Below are 17115 nucleotides of genomic sequence, written 5' to 3' on the forward strand. Positions count from 1 at the left end.
CGCGGCGGCGGCCGCGGGAGCTGCTGGCGGAGCGGCAGCAGGCGCAGCCGCTGCCGGCGTCGCCGCGGGTGCGGCTTGCGTCGCAGCTGCGGGCTTTGCGGCCGGGGTCTGCGACCATGCTGCGCCGGTCATCGCAACCGACATCGCGCTTGCCAAAATCAGTCCTGCCGCCACACGCATGGTGTTGTCCTCGAGATTGATCCCGTTGTTCCGCCGCTGCTTTTCGCCCCCGGCAAAAACCGTCCTGCCCCAAACGATCCTAGCCTAGATGGTGGGCCATCGCCATTGCAACGGCTGTTTGGCATCCCGCCACAATTGTGCCCAGCCGGATTGGGGCGCCGCGCGTCAACTGTCGGCCAGCGTCCTGGCAATGGCCGTCTTGATCCGCGTGTCGGCCGGTTCGACCGCGGACGGAAAGACCTCGACGATGTAGCCGTCGCGGCCGATCAGATATTTGTGGAAGTTCCAGCGCGGAACTTCGCGCGGGCGCGCATCGGCGGCCCATTTGTAGAACGGATGCGCCTTTGCTCCGACGACGTTCACCTTGGCTGCGATCGGAAAGGTAACACCATATTGGTGGTGCGCGGTCTCGGTGATCTCGCTGCTGCCGCCCGGCTCCTGGCCGCCGAAATCGTTGGAGGGCACTCCGATCACGGTGAGCCCGCGCGCACGAAACTCGTTCCAGATCTCCTGCAGGCCGGCATATTGCGGCGTGTAGCCACAGAGCGATGCGGTGTTGACCACCAGCAGCGGCTTGCCAGTGAAGGCGGCAAGGCGGATGTCGTCGCCGGACAAAGCGGGGAAGGAAAAGGCATAGGCCGAGATCCGGCTCATGCCGCCATCGGCGAGTGCGCGCGTTGTCGGCGTGAGCATGCCTGCAAGCGCCGCGGTGAGCACGGTTCTGCGATTCATCATGACGGCGTCCCCCGAAATGATCCGGGCCGGATGTTACTCCGCCGCTGCGACCTGCCTCGTCAACACCGCGTTATCGACGCGTCGTGAAACAGGTCAGTACAGGCGGACGATGAAGTCGGTGCCTTCGCCGGTCTCGCCCTGGTTGATGCCCTGATCCGAGATGATGATCGAGCCGCCGGATGTCAGCATCTCGTTGATCTTCGCCATGGTGTCGGCGGGGATAGAGACGCGGTCGAGGGCCGCGGCCGGGCTGTCCGGCGTGACCACGGGCTTGGCAGCCACAGGCTTGGCGGCGACGGGGATCACCGCAGCGTCACCCTTGCGGCGCGTGAGGCGGCTGTCGTCCTCGCGCGCCGCGGAACGGGCGGAGACCGGCAGCGACACCACCGACCAACGCAGCGCATTGGAGTCGGTCTTGTCGAGCTCGGCGGTGAAGATATGCGTGCCGAGCGGACGGTCGCTCGTGGCGATCGTGATCGGGACCTCGAACAACGGCGCGAAATTCTGCCGTACGTAGAGCTTGGAATCCTTGCGGCTGATGAAGACGGCGATCTGGCCGGCCCGCTTGGGCGCTTCCGGCTTTGCGGCCGCCGCCGGTTCGGCAACGCGGCCGTCATCCTTCTTCGCGTCGGGCGAGGCGGCGAGCGCAGGTGCAGTGGCCGGCGCATCGGGCGTCTTCGCGGAGTCCGCGGCTTCCGTCTTGACCGGCTCGGTCTTGACAGCTTCGACCTTGTCGGTGGCGGGCTTGTCGTCGCTAGCCGGCTTGGCGGCTTCCTCCGATTGAGGCTTGGCCGCGTCGAATGCCTCGGCCGTCCTGGTCTTGTCGGCCGGCACGGCGGCTTCGTCGCGGGCTGACGCATTGCCCGTGGTCACATCCGACATCACGACGTGTCCGACGGACGTGCGCAGCTCGAGCACGCTGTCGGCGCTGGCAGTTTTGGTCTCGGCGCCTTTGGTCAGCGCGGCGCCCTTGTCGGCCTTGTCGCCGGCATTGGTCTGCGGCTCGAGGCTGGCGGCAGGCTGCGGGGGCACGCGCACGGAGGCGAGCAGGGGATGGGAGAAGCTGTGCGGCGTCATCTCGCCGGGCGCGACGATGACGCGCGCGCCCATCCTGGTCCAGTTCCACATCTTCACCGCGAACGCCATCGGCATGCGGATGCAGCCATGCGAGGCCGGATAACCCGGCAGCACGCCGGCATGCATGGCGACACCGGACCAGGTGATCCGCTGCATGTACGGCATCGGCGCGCCGCTATAGATGTTGGAGTGGTGGAATTTGTGCTTCTGGATGACGCTGAACACACCCATCGGCGTCGAATGGCCCTTCATGCCTGTCGACACCGGAGATTCCGCGAACACGCCGTTGGTGTCGTAGACCGTGACCTTCTGCCGGTCGATCGAGACGACGATGACCAGCGGCCCTTGGGGCTTGGTCCCGGCTTCCTTCCCGGCGACAGCTTCCTTCTTGACGGCAGCGCCGCGCTTCTGCGGCTTCTGGCGCGGTATTTCGGGATGCCGGTCCTGCCGGGCGTAATAGGACCCGTCGGAATAATCCGTCCAATAATAAAATGCAGCGCCTGCCTGGCTGGTCGCGCCGATCACACCCGCCGCCGTCAAAATGGCGACCTGCCACAGCCGCGCCGGCTTGGCAGAAAAACCCGACCCGTTCACGCTGTTCATCCTCGAATCCATAATCCAAATCAGAAGTTAGTCTCGCAGAGGGGATACGCGTTCACCAGCAGGGCGGTTCTGCCATCAGCTACATTTGTCCAAGTCGTAGCAAAAAAGCCTCACGGAGCGGTAAACGGCGGCCGCGCCCGTCTGTCCGTCGTCTTCCTGAGCGGCTGCCTCATGCCTACATTGTGGCGACTTGTTAGCGGAGAACTTCATGTCATCTCGTTTCCTCGGTCTTTCTGGCATCCGATTGAAAGGCCTAGCTTTCTTCCTCCTGGCCCTGGTCGTTCCGGCGGCGTCCGCTTCGGCTGCCGACGAGCCCGATCTGATCTTCCGCCGCTCCACCGTGTTCAAATGGATGAGCCCGAACGACAAGCTCGCGACCTATGGTCTCGACGATCCTGAAGTCGAGGGCGTCGCCTGTCATTTCACCGTGCCGGAGAAGGGCGGCTTCAAGGGTTGGCTGGGCCTTGCCGAGGAGGTCTCGGACATCTCGCTGGCCTGCCGCCAGGTCGGCCCGATCAAGTTCAAGAACAAAATGGAGCAGGGCGACGACATGTTCCGTCAGCGCCGCTCGCTGTTCTTCAAGAAGATGCAGATCGTGCGCGGCTGCGACTCCAAGCGCAACGTGCTGGTCTACATGGTCTATTCGGACAGGCTGATCGAGGGCTCGCCGAAGAACTCGACCTCGACCGTGCCGATCATGCCGTGGGGACCGACGGACGCAAACGTCCAGAAGTGCGGCGAGTTCTTCACTCAGTGACGCGCTTGCGTTCACTCAGTGCCGCGCTTGGGTTCACTCAGCGCGGCTGGCCCGCGGTTTGACAAGGTGCGAGCCGGTCAGGCGCACGAGCGCTTGTGGCGCGGCTTCAAAGCCGCGGCCAGACTGCAACGACATTGCGCCGGCTGAGGCGACGCGATTCGATCGTTGATCTCCGCGGTCCGTCCGTTGGTCCGCCTCGCGCGGCATTGCGCGATCTTGCGCCACCATAATGGCCATCCCTCAAGTAAACGCGCCCGGTGATCCGGGCGTCCTGGCTTCGATGGCTTGGGTCGCGGCCGACGTGCCCTCGGTTCGACCCAGCCTTCGTTTGCCGTTCCATTCAGCAGAAAAACGTAAAATGCGTGTGAAGCGGGTAAGGCGCGAGCATGACGGCGGCTGCGTCCGGTGTGGTCGCGCACCGCAGCCGGAACTTGGCAGGCTACTTTGATCTGCGGCGAGACCCATCTGAAATGATTGGTCTTTTCGGAGAATTATGTCGTCGTCCCGGGCCGGACGAAACAATTCTCACCCAAGATGAAACCATTTTGCGCTTTTGGCGCCTCACGCGCGAAACCGCCCATGGTTATCAGATTCCAACGAACGACGGCGCATCGCCGGCCACCGAATTCGGAGACAAGACCATGCGCGCGCTCAGCTTCATCCTTGCCTTCGGTTTCGTGATCGCAGGCTCTTCGTTCGCGGGCGCGCCGGACGGCAATCTTCCCGGTGTCGGCACCTTCCAGTACAGCGGCTCGCCGATCACCCCCACGACGTCGCAGTCGATCGTGGTTGCTGCGCGCTTCTGATCGATAACAAGAAAATCAGCCGATAAAGGCCATCATGATCGTTCGATTTTGCGCCGCTGCGTTCGTGTCCGTTCTGACGATCAATGCCGCCCAGGCGCAGGTGCGCGCTCCCACCAGGTTACCGGATCCCCGCACTGAGTTCGTGCGTCAGTGCGCTCCGCGGATGCTTGGGCGGTGGGAACATCCCGAGGAAGTCTGCGGCTGCCTGCACGATCACGCCGCGGCGGCCGTCGAGGACCGCGATCTGCGCGAAGCGCTGTTGCGCGGCATCAGCGAGACCGGCGTGCCCACCATCGAGACCGACTGGGTGCCGACGTCCAAGCAGGGCGAGATCGGTCCGACCTTCACCAAGATCGCCAAGCCGACCTTGCAGTGCATGTTCGATCCGGCGAAGCAGTAATTATTTCGTCTTCGGACCGTAGCGCGGCACGCAAGCGCTGGTGCGCGCGACGCCCTTGTCGGTCATCTTCGTTCCGCGCACTTCCTTGACCTGTCCGGCGGGGCAGGTTCCGTCGTCCACCTGCACGCGCTGACCTAGCTTGAGATCGACGATGTCCTGCTCGCGTCCGACCGTGACGGCGTGCGCCGTCGTCACGAGCGCGGCGGAGATCAGGACTGAGAGGCAAGCTGCACGGCGGAAAGGCATGGCGAAAGATCCCGGCATTGATACCGCAATGTAAGGACGGGCTCGCGATTCTGATAGTGAACCTTTGTCAGGGCCCCCGGGCGGATCTGTTCCTCGTGCGCAGGGCGGTGCGCGATTCCCGCGCGAGCCGTTCGGCGGAGGCGATGAGCTGTGGAACCGCGTGGCCGGAAAATCCCAGCACGAAGCCAGGCAGAGGGGGCGCGCGCGAATAGGTGTCGGCCAAGAGCCAGCCTTCCGCGCCGGCCGCCTGCTTGGCCCGCGCTGCCACCGAAAGGTCGACCGAGCGATCAAACCGGGCGACCAGATGCAGGCCCTGCGATGGCACTGGTACCGAGAGCGCGCCATCGGATGCGGCTTCCAGCGTTTTGGCCAGCACATCGCGGGCGTCGCGATAGAGTTTTCGCACGCGCTTGAGGTTGGCGGCGAAGGCGCCGGAGTTGAGCATGTCGGCGACCGCACCTTCCATCAGCGTGCCGGGAAAGCGGTCGAGCGCCGCGCGCGCAGCCGTCACGTCCGCGATCAGGCGTTCGGGCAGGGCGCAATAGCCGATGCGCAGGCCGGGAAACAGCGTCTTGGCAAACGTGCCGAGGTAGATCACGCGCTGGAGGCGATCGATGCCGGCGAGCGACATCAGCGGTGCGCCGTCATAGCGAAACTCGCTGTCGTAATCGTCCTCCAGTACGAATGCGCCGGCCTGCCTGGCCCAGTCCAGAAGCTCGAGCCGCCGCGGCATCGACATCTGCACGCCCAGCGGAAACTGATGCGACGGCGTGACATAGGCCGCGCGCGCGTTGGAGCCGGCAGTGCGTCCCTTGGCGACCTGCATCCCGTGCTCGTCGACCGGAACCGGCACGGCGCGATAGCCGCAATGCGCGATGGTTTTTCGCGCGGCGGGGTAACCTGGGTCCTCGCACCAGACCTGGTCGTTGGGCTTGAGGATCGCGCTCAGCACGATGCGCAGCGCATGCAGCGTGCCCGACGTCAGCATGATCTGATCGGGGTCGCAGCGCAGGCCGCGCGCCGACAACAGATGATCGGCGATCGCCGCGCGCAGCTCGCGGCTGCCGCGGGGATCGCCATAGTGAAGGTGCTCAGGCCCGAAGGCGCGCATGCGTCGGCCGACGAAGGCGCGAAAACGCTGCACCGCGCGTTCGTCGATATGGGTGCAGCCGAGCGCGAAGGCGCCTTGCCCAGGCGTTTCGACGATGGCCTTCGGCCTGTCCGGCTCGGCCGTGCGCGCAGGAATGCGCGCGGCGACGAACGTTCCGGAGCCGACGGTCGCCTCGGCGAAGCCGTCGGCGATCAGGCGCTCATAGGCGATGACGACGGCGTTGCGCCGAAACCCGGTCTGCCTGGCCAGCGTTCGCGACGGCGGCAGCGGCTCGCCGGGCTTGACGAGGCCGGAGACGATCATCTCGCACAGCGCCTGATAGAGCCGGTGTGCGGCGGAGGCGCCTGGCGTGACGTGCGGGCCTGTGAGGTCGAGCGGCAGCTCGGTCTTTGTCGGCAAGGAAGGCCTGGCCGGTGAGGGGAGAGAATTGGTCGGAATATTTCGCATGGAATTGGAACTATCGCAGACCAAATGCGCCGCTACAACTGCTTCCAGATTTCTTCCAATCCGAGCAGGAGCGGCCGTGAGCCAGACCGAGACCTCGAATTCCTATCCGACCTCAGTGCGCAACCAGGTGAAGCGCCGGCACGACCGCGGCTTCTACGACCACGCCACGGTTCATCGCATCCTGGATTCCTCGATGCTCTGCCACGTCTCCTACGTGATCGACGGCCAGCCCTATTGCACGCCGACCTTCTTCTGGCGCGAGGGCACCAAGCTGTACTGGCATGGCTCGAGCGCAAGCCGGATGCTGCGCAGCCAGACCAAGGGCGAGCGCGTGTGTCTCACAGTCGCCCATCTCGACAGCCTCGTGCTCGCGCGCTGCGGCTTCAATCACTCCGCCGACTACCGTGCGGTGATGGCGTTCGGCACCGCCTATCTCGTCACCGACCCCGAGGAGAAGGAGCGCGCGGTGATCGCGATGGTCGACCGCTTCTTTCCGGACCGCACGGCGAGCCTGCGGGCCAGCAACACGCAGGAGATCAAGGCGACCTCCTTCATTGCGATGGAGATCGAGGAGGCCTCGGCCAAGGTCCGTGCCAAGGGTGTCGCCGACGACGACGAGGACTATGCGCTGCCGATCTATGCCGAGCGCATCCCGGTGCGCACCGTGCTCGGCGCGCCGGAGCCGTGCCCGCGCCTGCTCGACGGCGTCAGCCGGCCTGCGACGCTGAATGGCTATTCGGAAGGCCGCCTGCTCGAAGATGCATTGCGGGATGCTTATTTTGTGGAGTACCCGAACGGCTGAAATCGGCTAGCTTGCGCGCTCCTTGGGAACCATTGGAATGCCGGGAGTTGCCTGATGAATGCCGGAACGCAGCAGAGGATTCTTGACGCCGTCGATGCCGGCTTCGAGGCCCAGCTCGCCACCACACGCGATTTTGTCGCAATCCCTTCGACCCGCGGGGCGGAGGGGCCGTGCCAGGACATGATCGGCGACCTCCTGCGCGCGCGCGGCTACGAGGTCGACGACTGGCACATCGACGTCGACGATCTCAAGGATCTGCGCGGCTTCGGCCCCATCGAGCATGACTTTTCCAAGGCGCGTTCGGTGGTGGGCACCTACCGTCCGCAAACGAATGGCGGCAAATCGCTGATCCTGCAGGGCCACTGCGACGTCGTGCCCGCAGGCCCCCTGGAACTGTGGGACACGCCGCCGTTCTCGCCCGTCATCAAGGACGGCAAGATGTTCGGCCGCGGTGCCTGCGACATGAAGTCTGGCACCATCGGCGCGCTCTATGCGCTGGATGCGATCAAGGCCGCGGGCTTCAAACCGACGGCACGGATTCACTTTCAATCCGTGATCGAGGAGGAGAGCACCGGCGTCGGCGCGCTGTCGACGCTGCAGCGCGGCTATCGCGCGGACGCCTGCTTCATTCCGGAGCCGACCGGCGGCAAGATGGTGCGTTCGCAGGTCGGCGTGATCTGGTTTCGCCTGCGGGTGAAGGGGCACCCGACCCATGTCGCGTTTGCCGGCTCCGGCGCGAACGCGATCATGGCCGCCTATCATTTGATCCAGGCGCTGCAAAAGCTCGAGATCGAATGGAACGAGCGCGCCAAGGCTGACAGGCACTTCAAGACGCTGAACCATCCCATCAACTTCAACCCCGGCATCATCAAGGGCGGTGATTGGGCCTCCAGCGTGCCGGCCTGGTGCGATGTCGATTGCCGGATCGCGGTGTTGCCGGGCTGGTCGATTGCCGATCACCAGAAGGAGATCACGGCCTGCGTCGCCGCTGCCGCGCGCAACCACCGCTTCCTCGCCAACAATCCGCCGGAGATTGAATGGTCCGGCTTCCTGTCGGAGGGCTATGAACTGACCGACGCGGCGGCACCGGAAGCCGCGTTCGGCAATGCGTTCGACAAGGTTTATGGCGGCATGCCGGAGGATCTCGTCTTCACCGCGCTCACCGACACCCGCTTCTACGGCCTCAACCACGGCATCCCGAGTCTCTGCTTCGGCGCCAGCGGCGGCGAGATGCACGGCTTCAACGAATATGTCGAGCTGGAGTCGCTGAGGAAGACGACCAAGGCGATGGCGCTGTTCATCGCGGAATGGTGCGGGGTGGAGAAGGCGTAAAGGTCTGGTGTCCCGGACGCGGGGCAGCGCGAAGCGGTGCGCCGCCGAGCCGGGACCCATGTTGCGGCAGAGGCGCTGGACCCCGGTTCAGCAGCGCATCGTTGCACGCTGCGCTGTGCCCGGGGAACGTGCCCAACCAATCGTCGTTCGATCTGCTAGATGCTTTAAGCTTAAAAGAAAGACTAGGATGCTGGGCGTCCCGGTGGCAGACTGGCGTCCGGTTTGCTGGACGAGTCCGTGGGAGTGACAATGCGCGATTGGGATGATGCTTACGCCAACTCGGCCCACATCCCCGGCTCGGACAAGATGCCTGGACAATGGGCCGAGCGGGCGGCCGCCTACCGCGCCGGGCTGAAGGATTTTCGCGCCGACATCGCCTATGGCGCCGGCGAGCGTCAGCGCCTCGACCTGATCCTGCCCGACGGCGACAGCAAGGGCCTCGTCGTCTTCGTCCACGGCGGCTACTGGATGCGCTTCGACAAATCGACCTGGACTGATCTGGCCGAAGGCGCGCGCCAGCATGGCTGGACGGTGGCGTTGCCGAGCTACACGCTGACGCCGGCCGCACGCATCTCCAACATCACCGCCGAGATCGCCGCGGCGATCGCCAAGGCGGCTTCGCTCGTCTCCGGGCCGATCCGGCTCGCCGGCCACTCCGCTGGCGGCCATCTCGTCACCCGCATGCTGTGCGACGACAGCCGGCTGGAGCCCGCCGTCTACAACCGTATCGCCGGCGCGCTTTCGATCAGCGGCCTGCATGATTTGCGTCCGCTGCTGAAGACGAAGATGAACGAGACGCTCGGCATGACCATGGAGGAGGCGACGCTCGAAAGCGCGGCGCTGCATCTGCCGCGCGGGCATTCGCCCGTCACCGCCTGGGTCGGCGGCAGCGAGCGGCCGGAATTCATTCGTCAGTCCGACCTGATGGCCAATCTCTGGACCGGCTTCGACGTGCCGACGCGCCTCGTCGTCGATCCCGGGCTGAACCATTTTACCGTGATCGACGGACTGAAGGATCCGTCATCGCCGATCACCGCGCGCCTGATCGGCCTCGACTGAGCAAAGCCGGGGAAGATCGATCGAAAGGGCCTGCCCATGACGTCCAACGATTACGATCCCACGAGAGAAGGCGCCGAGACCGATTTCGCCCGGCGGATGTCCTACGGCGACTACCTCGCGCTGGATGCGATCCTGGGCGCGCAGCATCCGTTGTCGGAAGCGCATGACGAGATGCTGTTCATCATCCAGCATCAGACCACGGAGCTGTGGATGCGCCTCGCCATCCACGAACTCAGTGCCGCACGCCGTGCCATCGCCGGGGACGAGGTGCAGCCCGCCATGAAGATGCTGGCGCGGATGTCGCGGATCTTCGAGCAGCTCAACAACGCCTGGGACGTTCTGCGCACGATGACGCCGAGCGAATACACGCGCTTCCGCTCGCAGCTCGGACAGTCCTCCGGTTTCCAGTCGCGGCAATACCGGCTGATCGAATTCCTGCTCGGCAACCGCAACCACGCCATGCTCAAGCCGCACACGCACGATGTGGAGACGACGAGGCTGCTCGAAGCTGAACTTTCGACGCCCAGCCTCTACGACGAGGTGCTCAGGCTCGCCGACCGCAACGGGCTGAAGATGCCGGCGGCGGTGCTCGCGCGCGACGTCCGCGAGACCCACAGCTTCAACGAAGGCGTGCTGCAGGCCTGGCGCGTCGTCTACGAGGCGCCGGAGACGCATTGGATGCTCTACGAGCTCGCCGAAAAGCTGGTGGATTTCGAGGATTACTTCCGTCGCTGGCGCTTCAACCACGTGACGACGGTCGAGCGCGTCATCGGCTTCAAGCGCGGCACCGGCGGCACTGGTGGCGTCAGCTATCTCAAGCGCATGCTGGAGGTCGAGCTATTCCCCGAACTCTGGCGCGTCCGCACCATTCTGTAGAAATGCCCAAGAAATATCCATGACCAGATATCGCGTCTATGACGACACCAAAGCGCTGTTCCATCTGCCTGAAGGCGTGATCTATCTCGACGGCAACTCGCTCGGCGCGCTGCCGCTGGGGGTGGCCGAGCGCGTCAACCGCGTCATCACGACCGAGTGGGGCAATGAGCTGATCCGCGCCTGGAACAGTGCAGGCTGGTATGCGCAGCCGCGCCATGTCGGCGATCGCATCGCGCGGCTGATCGGCGCGGAAGCCGGCTCGGTGATGGTCGGAGACACGCTGTCGCTCAAGGTCTACCAGGCGCTGGCCGCTGCGCTCGACATGAACGCGTCGCGCAAGATCGTGCTGTCGGACACCGGCAATTTCCCGACCGACCTCTACATGGCCGAAGGCCTGATCGCGACGCTCGGGCGTGGCCATCAATTGCGTCTGGTGGCGCCGGAGGAGATCGAGGCTGCGTTGTCGGAGGAGGTCGCGGTGCTCTACGTCACCGAGATCGACTATCGCACCGGTCGCCGCCACGACATGGCGAAGCTCACGGCAAAGGCGCATGCGCTCGGCATCGTCACGGTCTGGGATCTCGCGCATTCCGCCGGCGCGCTGCCGGTCGATCTCGCCGGGAGCGGCGCCGATTTCGCGGCGGGGTGCACCTACAAATATCTCAACGCCGGCCCCGGCGCGCCGGCCTTCCTCTATGTCGCGCCACGCCACGCCGACAGCGCGCGCGCCGCTCTGTCGGGATGGATGGGGCATGCAAAGCCGTTCGCATTCGAGCTTGGCTATGCGGCCGCAGGTGGCGTCGAACGCATGCGCGTCGGCACACCCCCGGTGCTGGCAATGGCGGCGCTGGAGGCCTCGCTCGACATCTGGGACCGTGTCGATATGGCAGAGGTCCGTGCGCGCTCGCTGGCGCTCGGTGACTTGCTGATCGCCGAAGTCGCGCGCCGCTGCCGGTCTCTGAAGCTGGTGACCCCGCGCGCGCATGAGCACCGCGGCTCCCAAGTCTCCTTCGCCTTCGACGGCGGTTACGCCGCCATGCAGGCGCTGATCGCCCGCGGCGTCATCGGCGATTTCCGCGCGCCTGACATCATGAGGTTCGGGATTACGCCGCTGTATATTGGTGAGACCGAGGTGCTGAAGGCGGCCGAGATCATCGAGGAGGTGATCGCGGGCGAGGTCTGGCGGCGGCCGGAATATCAGGTGGTGAATGCGGTGACGTGAGGGAAGCCGTGGCCCGGACGCGGCGCGGCGCGCCGCACTTGCGGCGTGATGCGCTGCAGAGCCTGGGCCCACGCCGCACCGTGCTCCGTCGCGAGATGGGTCCCGGCTCTGCGGAGCAACGCTGGGGCGTTGCAGCGCGTCCGGGACACGAGAGCGTCGGCGGCCGCGCTATCGGCGCTTATCCCACAACGCCGTCACGATCGCATCCAGCCCGTCCGTCAGCGCCGCCGGTCCCGGTTGCAGAATGATCGGCGACCTGATCTCGACGATACGATCGTCGCGCACGGCGGGGATATCACTCCAGCCCTCGCGCGCGCGGATGCGGGCAGAGACGACCTTCTTGCCGCACCAGGAGGCGAGGATGATTTCGGGCGCTGCCTCGCGAACCGCCTCCGCCGCAACGATGCGATCCTTCGCGGCCTGCTGATGTCTCAGCTCCGGAAAGATGTCCGTTCCGCCCGCGATCTCGATCAACTCCGACACCCAACCGATGCCCGAGATCAACGGATCGTCCCATTCCTCGAAATAAACTCTCGGTCGCGGCAAGGGGCGGGGTGTCGCGGCGATCGCTGCAAGGCGCCGCTCAAGGCCTTGCGCGAGTTCCTCCGCGCGTTTCGCCGCGCCGACCAGCGCACCGAGCGTGCGGATCATCGCCAAAATCCCGGCGACGTCGCGCTGGTTGAAGACGTGGACGTCGATGCCTGCGCGGACGAGATCGGCGACGATGCCGGCCTGGAGATCGGAGAAGGCCAGAACAAGGTCCGGTTCCAGCGCCAGGATCTTTGGAATGTCCGCGGACACGAACGCCGACACCCGCGGCTTCTCGCGCCGCACCTGCGGCGGACGAACCGCGTAGCCGGACACGCCGACGATGCGATCCTGCTCGCCGAGCAGGTACAGCGTTTCGACGGTCTCTTCGGTCAGGCAGACGATGCGGCGGGGCGGGAAGTGGCGCATGGCGTTCCATATGCGCAAGTGCCGGGCGATGTCACGGCGGCCCATGACCTCTGACGTCATTGCTTTGCCGCCCGAAGCAATTCACGTTTGGACAACAATCAATTGGGAGGACTTTTGATGACGCCGCTCGAGAAACTTAAAGCGATGAAGATGCCGTTTGCCGAGCTCAAGGGCGTCGAGTTCGTCGAGGCCGGGAAGGACCGCGTGGTGGCGCGGATGATGGTCCGACCCGATCTCTGCACGCTTCATCACACCATCCATGGCGGCGCTGTGATGGCGCTGGCCGATTCCGTCGGTGCGGCCGCGACCGTGATCAACCTGCCGGAGGACGCCAAGGGCACGACCACGCTGGAGAGCAAGACCAATTTCATCGGCGGGGCCAAGGAGGGAACCACGGTCATCGCCACCGCGACCCCGGTCCATCGGGGCCGGCGGACCCAGGTTTGGACCACCCGGCTGGAGACCGAGGACGGCAAGCTGGTCGCCGTTGTCACCCAGACCCAGCTGGTCCTGTAAGACTACGGGGCGTTGATTTTATTAACGAATTGGTCGTCTCCCGTGCCTCTAAGTTGGGCAGATCCTCTTCTTGTAAAAGATGCTGCGATGCACAATATACGGGGTCTAGGGATTCGAACGCCTCCTCGAGGGACACCAAGAGGAGTTTTAACTTGTCACTCGAAGATTTGGCCCTTGAGGCCACCACCCGCACAATCCACGTTCCGGGCTATGTGCGGACCTTGAGCCAGCAGGAAGAATTGCCGCTCCTGCGCGATCATCTGCTGCGGCTGGATGCCGGAAGCCGGCACGACCGCTTTAACGGCTTTCTCGACGACTCATTCATCGAGCGTTACGCCGCCCGCTGCGCCGAGGACGGCACCGTGATCGTCGCCTATATCGTCGACGGCGTGGTCCGTGGTGCTGCCGAGTTGCATCCGCCGGAAGATGGTTCGCTGCCTGAAGTCGCCTTCAGCGTGGAAGCCACCGCGCGCCGCCAGGGCGTCGGCACGGTCTTGTTCAGCCGCCTGATCGCTGAAGCGCGCTGGAAAGGCTATAAGAGCCTGCGCATCACCACGGGCGCCGAGAATCACGCCATGCGGGCGCTCGCCAGGAAGTTCGGCGCGCATCTGGCTTTCCGCCACGGCGAATCGACTGGCACGATCGACCTCGCCAAGACGCCTGAGGCCGAACTCGCCGATCTCGCGGCCTCGCCGTTCAGGGCCGGCCGCGCATTGCTCAGCTTCAACTCGACCTGCTGGAAGATCATCTCCAGCATGTACGGCCATCGCGCCGCCTGAGTTCAGGAAACTGTCGGGAATCAAAAAGCGGACCGGCAAAACCGGTCCGCTTTCGTATTGGGAGCAGGGGAATGAAGCCCTTTAGGTGCCAGTGCGTGTGGCGGCGCTGAAGCGGCGGACGACGCGGCGTTCGACCACGACCGACCGCTGCGCGCCCTGTTCGCCGGCGATCACGCGCGTGGCGGTGATGCGGCTGTTGGTGCGCGCCTGCTTCTTGACCTCGGCTTGCACGACATCAAGCGGCATCCCCATCAGAGCTGCGGCGATCTCGGCCTGCTGCTCATGGTCGTCGGTGATGCCGACGGCGGCGAAGATCGCCTCGTCCAGGGTGGGCGGATCATGGCGGACGCGCCGCGTGCCATATTTGGTATTCCAGTCTGCGCTCATAACGGCCTCGTTTTGATGCCGGGATACCTAGTGCCGCAAATGTTGCATTGCAATATGAAATTAGTGTGGCATCTCAGCTATGCACCGGTCGGGTGTCAGGGCGGTGATGCGACTCCGGCATCGATCTCAATCCGTTGTTGCGGCCAGCGCTTCAGGGCGGCATGCCCGGCCTCGGTGAGCCCGTAGATTCCCCGGTCGGCCCGTTCGAACCAGCCATACACATTGTTAAGCAAGATCTTGCCGGCGTCAGGGCAGCGCTCGCGCAACTCGCGCACGGGCCGCGGCCCGTCGGCGAGCGCCGAGGCGCAGGCCAGAGCCTGCTGCCGATAGGCCGTCATGATCGGTGCGCGGGTGCTGCCGCCGAGCACGGGATCGCCCTGGCGGCGCTGGTGCTCCGCGACGAGACGCGACCGTACCTTCGGCTCGCGGCGGGGCGCCGCGGTCGGCGGCTTCACCAGCACCTCGACCTGGCCGCGATCGGTCACGCCGAGCATGCCGAAGCCGAGGCGGCGGCAGAGATTGCGATAGCGCGCATCGCTTTCACGCCCCTTGCCCCGGATCGACATCTTTGCCGCAATCCAGACCTCGTCGCCGGCCGGCGCGCGGTCGACCGCCTGGAGGATCAGCTCGAGATTGAAGGCGAGCTTGAGCTCGCCGATCACCACCACGGGCGGATCGCCGGCGCTGAGGCCCACGAGATCGCAGCCGCCGATCTCGCCCTTTACGGTGAAGCCGAGCTCTTCGAGGAAGCGTTTGACGGGCAGGTAAAGCGCGGTTTCCAAAGAACGTGTCCGAAGCTTGCGTTTCGATCGGAGAATCAGTTGCGGGCAGTCTAGCCCGGATCGGACACGGCCAGAGGGCCACGTTTCAGCCTACGAGCCGATCATAGTCGGCGTGGGAGCCGATCCAGAACCAGACGTAGGCGTCGTTCGTCTCGACCGCCAACGCTCTATAGCGAAGGCCGACTCTAGCCGACCAAAATCGTCCGACTTTCTTGAATTGCAGCGATGGGTGGGTGGGATCGCTTTTCAAGAGCGCGAAATTCGCGTTTGCCAATTTCCTAACATTAGCAGGCAAGGCCGCGTAAGCTTTCCAAAATCTTGGCGAAGCCGCGTGTTTCACAAGTCGCGCGTCTGCCCTGTGCGGTAGGCGTTCAGCGCTTCCTCGGCGAACGCATCGAGCCTTCCTGCTTGAGCGTCGCGCTCCAGGGCTTGATCAAAGCGCTGTGCATCAAACTGCTCGAACCACGCGCGAAAGCGTGCCAGTTCGCTTGGCGTCAGCAGCTCTACCGCTTTCTCAATATCTTCGGTCGTCATGACTTAAATATAGCAATTTCTGCTTGCTACGAAAAGACGGGCCGAACCTCTTCGATTAAACCCGCCCGCCGACCGGGATCAGCGCGCCGGTGATGCCGCTCGCGGCGTCGCTGGCGAGGAACAGGATCACCTCGGCGAGTTCCCGCGGCGTTACCCATTTGGAGAAGTCTGCTTTCGGCATGTCGGCGCGGTTGGCGGCGGTGTCGATGATCGACGGCAGCACCGCGTTCACGGTGACCTTGCCTTTCCACTCGTTGGCCAGCGACTCGGTGAGGCGATGCACGCCCGCCTTCGACGCCGCATAGGGCCCCATGCCGGAGCCTGCCTGGATCGCGCCCATGGCGCCGATATTGACGATGCGGCCGGCCCTGGACGTTGCGAGATGCGGCAGCGCCGCGCGCGAGGCGTTGAGCGCGGTCAGGACGTTCAGTGCGTACATGCGCTGCCAGGTCTTGACGTCGCCATCGCCCACGGTCTCGAAGGCGAAGCCGCCGGCGATGTTGATCAGCGCATCGAGCCTGCCGAAATGCTTGGCCGCCGCATCAATTGCCGTCTTCGCCTGGGGCGCCTCGGACAGGTCGACGCCGCCGATCTCGATGCTCTCGGGCGTTGCGGGAATCTGCGATGGCGCGTGATCGATGCCGGCCACGCGCGCGCCGCGCGATCGTGCGATCTCCGCAACCACCTTGCCGAGCGCGCCGTGTGCGCCTGTCACGATCAGGACCTTGTCTTGCATCATCGTTCTCCGGGCACGGCTGTCTATGATTGCAGGTAGCGCGCCTGCAGCGCGGTCCGCTCCGCCGTGCCGAGCTTGAGGGCGTCGCGCAAATAGGTTTCGAGATCGCCATATTCACTGCCGATGGCTTCGAATGCAGCGGCAAGGTACGAGGCTTCGACGCTGCCGATGGCATTGCGTACGTCCTCCGGCAGGTCGAAGGCGGCCGTCGCATCGCGTTTGTAATGCCGGTTGGTGAGCAGGTAGTCCTCGGCAATGATTTCATCGGGTACGCCGAGCGCATGCAGGATCAGCGCGCTGGCGAAGCCGGTGCGGTCCTTGCCCGCAGTGCAATGGATCACCAGCGGCGCGCGATCTTCGAGGAGATGGCCGAACAGGTTGCGAAAGCTGTTCGTGTGGTGGCGAACGTAGTTGCGATAGGATTCGCGCATGAGCTCCAGCGCGACCGGTGCAGTCAGCGTGCCGCTTGCGAGTTCGGTACGCAGCGCAGCCACGACGCTCGGTTCGATCGGCAGCGAATGCACCGTGATCTCGCTGACGACGCAGACGCCGGCCGCGCGCTCCTCAACCCCACGGAAATCGAAAGCGCTCCGCACCCCGAGCGCCCTGACGATCTCGATATCGGCGGCGGTGAGCTGGCCGAGATGGTTGGAGCGGAAGATGTGCCGCCAGCGCGTGGTGCGGCCGTCGTTGGTCGGGTAGCCGCCGAGATCGCGAAAATTGCTGGCGCCTTGCAGGGCGAGGTGACGGGCAGGGGAATCTGACATGGGA

Annotated in this window: 21 protein-coding genes and 1 pseudogene; 10 read left to right on the forward strand and 12 right to left on the reverse strand. The window is 64.9% G+C overall.

The features are described 5' to 3' along the window. From XI04_RS10005 to XI04_RS10015, 3 genes and pseudogenes are all read right to left on the reverse strand, one after another. Positions 1-180: pseudogene (locus XI04_RS10005) on the reverse strand (polysaccharide deacetylase family protein); the annotation flags it as partial. 165 nt (positions 181-345) lie between these two features. Next, a complete protein-coding gene (locus tag XI04_RS10010; RefSeq protein WP_271609750.1) occupies positions 346-915 on the reverse strand; it encodes a glutathione peroxidase in 570 nt (189 codons plus the stop codon). A gap of 93 nt (positions 916-1008) precedes the next feature. Beyond that, positions 1009-2595, reverse strand: coding sequence for a L,D-transpeptidase (locus XI04_RS10015; protein WP_271609749.1), 1587 nt, complete (start codon positions 2593-2595; stop codon positions 1009-1011). Positions 2596-2803: 208 nt separating this feature from the next. On the opposite strand from XI04_RS10015, the gene XI04_RS10020 reads away from it, so the two are divergent. The 3 genes from XI04_RS10020 (at position 2804) to XI04_RS10030 (ending at position 4558) form a co-directional block, all read left to right on the forward strand. Then, positions 2804-3352, forward strand: coding sequence for a CreA family protein (locus tag XI04_RS10020; RefSeq protein WP_271609748.1), 549 nt, complete (start codon positions 2804-2806; stop codon positions 3350-3352). A gap of 386 nt (positions 3353-3738) precedes the next feature. After that, positions 3739-4158: a hypothetical protein gene (locus tag XI04_RS10025; RefSeq protein ID WP_271623650.1), complete on the forward strand. Its 420-nt coding sequence runs from the start codon at positions 3739-3741 to the stop codon at positions 4156-4158. Positions 4159-4192: 34 nt separating this feature from the next. Continuing rightward, on the forward strand, positions 4193-4558 hold the full coding sequence (locus XI04_RS10030; protein ID WP_028144962.1) for a hypothetical protein: 366 nt from the start codon (positions 4193-4195) through the stop codon (positions 4556-4558). On the opposite strand, the gene XI04_RS10035 is transcribed toward XI04_RS10030, so the two are convergent. Then, on the reverse strand, positions 4559-4804 hold the full coding sequence (locus XI04_RS10035) for a DUF6719 family protein (protein ID WP_028144961.1): 246 nt from the start codon (positions 4802-4804) through the stop codon (positions 4559-4561). A gap of 67 nt (positions 4805-4871) precedes the next feature. Next, positions 4872-6362, reverse strand: coding sequence for a MocR-like pyridoxine biosynthesis transcription factor PdxR (gene pdxR / locus XI04_RS10040; RefSeq protein WP_271609746.1), 1491 nt, complete (start codon positions 6360-6362; stop codon positions 4872-4874). A 76-nt stretch (positions 6363-6438) separates the two neighbouring features. On the opposite strand from pdxR, the gene XI04_RS10045 reads away from it, so the two are divergent. The 5 genes from XI04_RS10045 (at position 6439) to kynU (ending at position 11653) form a co-directional block, all read left to right on the forward strand. Next, entirely contained in the window at positions 6439-7164 is a 726-nt protein-coding gene (locus tag XI04_RS10045) for a pyridoxamine 5'-phosphate oxidase family protein (RefSeq protein WP_028144959.1), read from the forward strand. A gap of 54 nt (positions 7165-7218) precedes the next feature. Beyond that, complete coding sequence (locus XI04_RS10050) at positions 7219-8496, forward strand: ArgE/DapE family deacylase (RefSeq protein ID WP_271609745.1); 1278 nt, start codon at positions 7219-7221, stop codon at positions 8494-8496. 249 nt (positions 8497-8745) lie between these two features. Beyond that, entirely contained in the window at positions 8746-9555 is an 810-nt protein-coding gene (locus tag XI04_RS10055) for an alpha/beta hydrolase (protein ID WP_271609744.1), read from the forward strand. Between the two features lie 36 nt (positions 9556-9591). After that, positions 9592-10431: a tryptophan 2,3-dioxygenase gene (kynA, locus tag XI04_RS10060; RefSeq protein ID WP_028144956.1), complete on the forward strand. Its 840-nt coding sequence runs from the start codon at positions 9592-9594 to the stop codon at positions 10429-10431. Between the two features lie 19 nt (positions 10432-10450). Next, complete coding sequence (gene kynU, locus XI04_RS10065; protein WP_028144955.1) at positions 10451-11653, forward strand: kynureninase; 1203 nt, start codon at positions 10451-10453, stop codon at positions 11651-11653. Between the two features lie 168 nt (positions 11654-11821). Here the strand turns inward: kynU and XI04_RS10070 are convergent, their stop codons facing one another. Next, on the reverse strand, positions 11822-12610 hold the full coding sequence (locus XI04_RS10070) for a cobalamin-binding protein (protein ID WP_271609752.1): 789 nt from the start codon (positions 12608-12610) through the stop codon (positions 11822-11824). Between the two features lie 117 nt (positions 12611-12727). Here XI04_RS10070 and XI04_RS10075 point away from each other — a divergent pair, with 117 nt between their 5' ends. Then, positions 12728-13126 (forward strand): PaaI family thioesterase, encoded by a 399-nt coding sequence (locus XI04_RS10075; RefSeq protein WP_028144953.1) that lies wholly within the window; start codon positions 12728-12730, stop codon positions 13124-13126. Positions 13127-13293: 167 nt separating this feature from the next. After that, on the forward strand, positions 13294-13905 hold the full coding sequence (locus XI04_RS10080) for a GNAT family N-acetyltransferase (RefSeq protein WP_028144952.1): 612 nt from the start codon (positions 13294-13296) through the stop codon (positions 13903-13905). An 81-nt stretch (positions 13906-13986) separates the two neighbouring features. Here the strand turns inward: XI04_RS10080 and XI04_RS10085 are convergent, their stop codons facing one another. The 6 genes from XI04_RS10085 to XI04_RS10110 form a co-directional block, all read right to left on the reverse strand. Beyond that, positions 13987-14292: a hypothetical protein gene (locus tag XI04_RS10085; protein WP_028144951.1), complete on the reverse strand. Its 306-nt coding sequence runs from the start codon at positions 14290-14292 to the stop codon at positions 13987-13989. A gap of 95 nt (positions 14293-14387) precedes the next feature. Beyond that, the gene (locus tag XI04_RS10090; protein WP_104463135.1) at positions 14388-15074 is read right to left on the reverse strand and encodes a DUF2161 domain-containing phosphodiesterase; all 687 of its coding nucleotides are present in this window, start codon (positions 15072-15074) and stop codon (positions 14388-14390) included. 85 nt (positions 15075-15159) lie between these two features. Beyond that, positions 15160-15414, reverse strand: a complete 255-nt coding sequence (locus XI04_RS10095; protein WP_271609743.1) for a ParE family toxin-like protein — start codon at positions 15412-15414, stop codon at positions 15160-15162. Then, positions 15411-15608 carry a hypothetical protein gene (locus XI04_RS10100; RefSeq protein ID WP_028144949.1) on the reverse strand — a complete coding sequence of 66 codons (198 nt, stop codon included), beginning with the start codon at positions 15606-15608 and terminating at the stop codon, positions 15411-15413. Before XI04_RS10100 ends, XI04_RS10095 begins: the two co-directional genes overlap by 4 nt. A 55-nt stretch (positions 15609-15663) precedes the next feature. Continuing rightward, positions 15664-16344, reverse strand: a complete 681-nt coding sequence (locus tag XI04_RS10105; RefSeq protein ID WP_212429134.1) for an SDR family oxidoreductase — start codon at positions 16342-16344, stop codon at positions 15664-15666. 23 nt (positions 16345-16367) lie between these two features. Beyond that, positions 16368-17111 (reverse strand): tyrosine-protein phosphatase, encoded by a 744-nt coding sequence (locus XI04_RS10110; protein ID WP_038946570.1) that lies wholly within the window; start codon positions 17109-17111, stop codon positions 16368-16370. Positions 17112-17115 lie beyond the last annotated feature (4 nt).

This window comes from Bradyrhizobium sp. CCBAU 11430, from assembly GCF_028128855.1.
Taxonomy (GTDB): Bacteria; Pseudomonadota; Alphaproteobacteria; order Rhizobiales; family Xanthobacteraceae; genus Bradyrhizobium; species Bradyrhizobium ottawaense.

Bases quoted from the DNA above. Each gene is read 5' to 3' on its own strand.
- XI04_RS10010 (WP_271609750.1), bottom strand. From the start codon at position 915: ATGATGAATCGCAGAACCGTGCTCACCGCGGCGCTTGCAGGCATGCTC.
- XI04_RS10015 (WP_271609749.1), bottom strand. From the start codon at position 2,595: ATGAACAGCGTGAACGGGTCGGGTTTTTCTGCCAAGCCGGCGCGGCTG.
- XI04_RS10020 (WP_271609748.1), top strand. From the start codon at position 2,804: ATGTCATCTCGTTTCCTCGGTCTTTCTGGCATCCGATTGAAAGGCCTA.
- XI04_RS10025 (WP_271623650.1), top strand. From the start codon at position 3,739: ATGACGGCGGCTGCGTCCGGTGTGGTCGCGCACCGCAGCCGGAACTTG.
- XI04_RS10030 (WP_028144962.1), top strand. From the start codon at position 4,193: ATGATCGTTCGATTTTGCGCCGCTGCGTTCGTGTCCGTTCTGACGATC.
- XI04_RS10035 (WP_028144961.1), bottom strand. From the start codon at position 4,804: ATGCCTTTCCGCCGTGCAGCTTGCCTCTCAGTCCTGATCTCCGCCGCG.
- pdxR (WP_271609746.1), bottom strand. From the start codon at position 6,362: ATGCGAAATATTCCGACCAATTCTCTCCCCTCACCGGCCAGGCCTTCC.
- XI04_RS10050 (WP_271609745.1), top strand. From the start codon at position 7,219: ATGAATGCCGGAACGCAGCAGAGGATTCTTGACGCCGTCGATGCCGGC.
- XI04_RS10055 (WP_271609744.1), top strand. From the start codon at position 8,746: ATGCGCGATTGGGATGATGCTTACGCCAACTCGGCCCACATCCCCGGC.
- kynA (WP_028144956.1), top strand. From the start codon at position 9,592: ATGACGTCCAACGATTACGATCCCACGAGAGAAGGCGCCGAGACCGAT.
- kynU (WP_028144955.1), top strand. From the start codon at position 10,451: ATGACCAGATATCGCGTCTATGACGACACCAAAGCGCTGTTCCATCTG.
- XI04_RS10070 (WP_271609752.1), bottom strand. From the start codon at position 12,610: ATGCGCCACTTCCCGCCCCGCCGCATCGTCTGCCTGACCGAAGAGACC.
- XI04_RS10075 (WP_028144953.1), top strand. From the start codon at position 12,728: ATGACGCCGCTCGAGAAACTTAAAGCGATGAAGATGCCGTTTGCCGAG.
- XI04_RS10085 (WP_028144951.1), bottom strand. From the start codon at position 14,292: ATGAGCGCAGACTGGAATACCAAATATGGCACGCGGCGCGTCCGCCAT.
- XI04_RS10100 (WP_028144949.1), bottom strand. From the start codon at position 15,608: ATGACGACCGAAGATATTGAGAAAGCGGTAGAGCTGCTGACGCCAAGC.
- XI04_RS10105 (WP_212429134.1), bottom strand. From the start codon at position 16,344: ATGCAAGACAAGGTCCTGATCGTGACAGGCGCACACGGCGCGCTCGGC.
- XI04_RS10110 (WP_038946570.1), bottom strand. From the start codon at position 17,111: ATGTCAGATTCCCCTGCCCGTCACCTCGCCCTGCAAGGCGCCAGCAAT.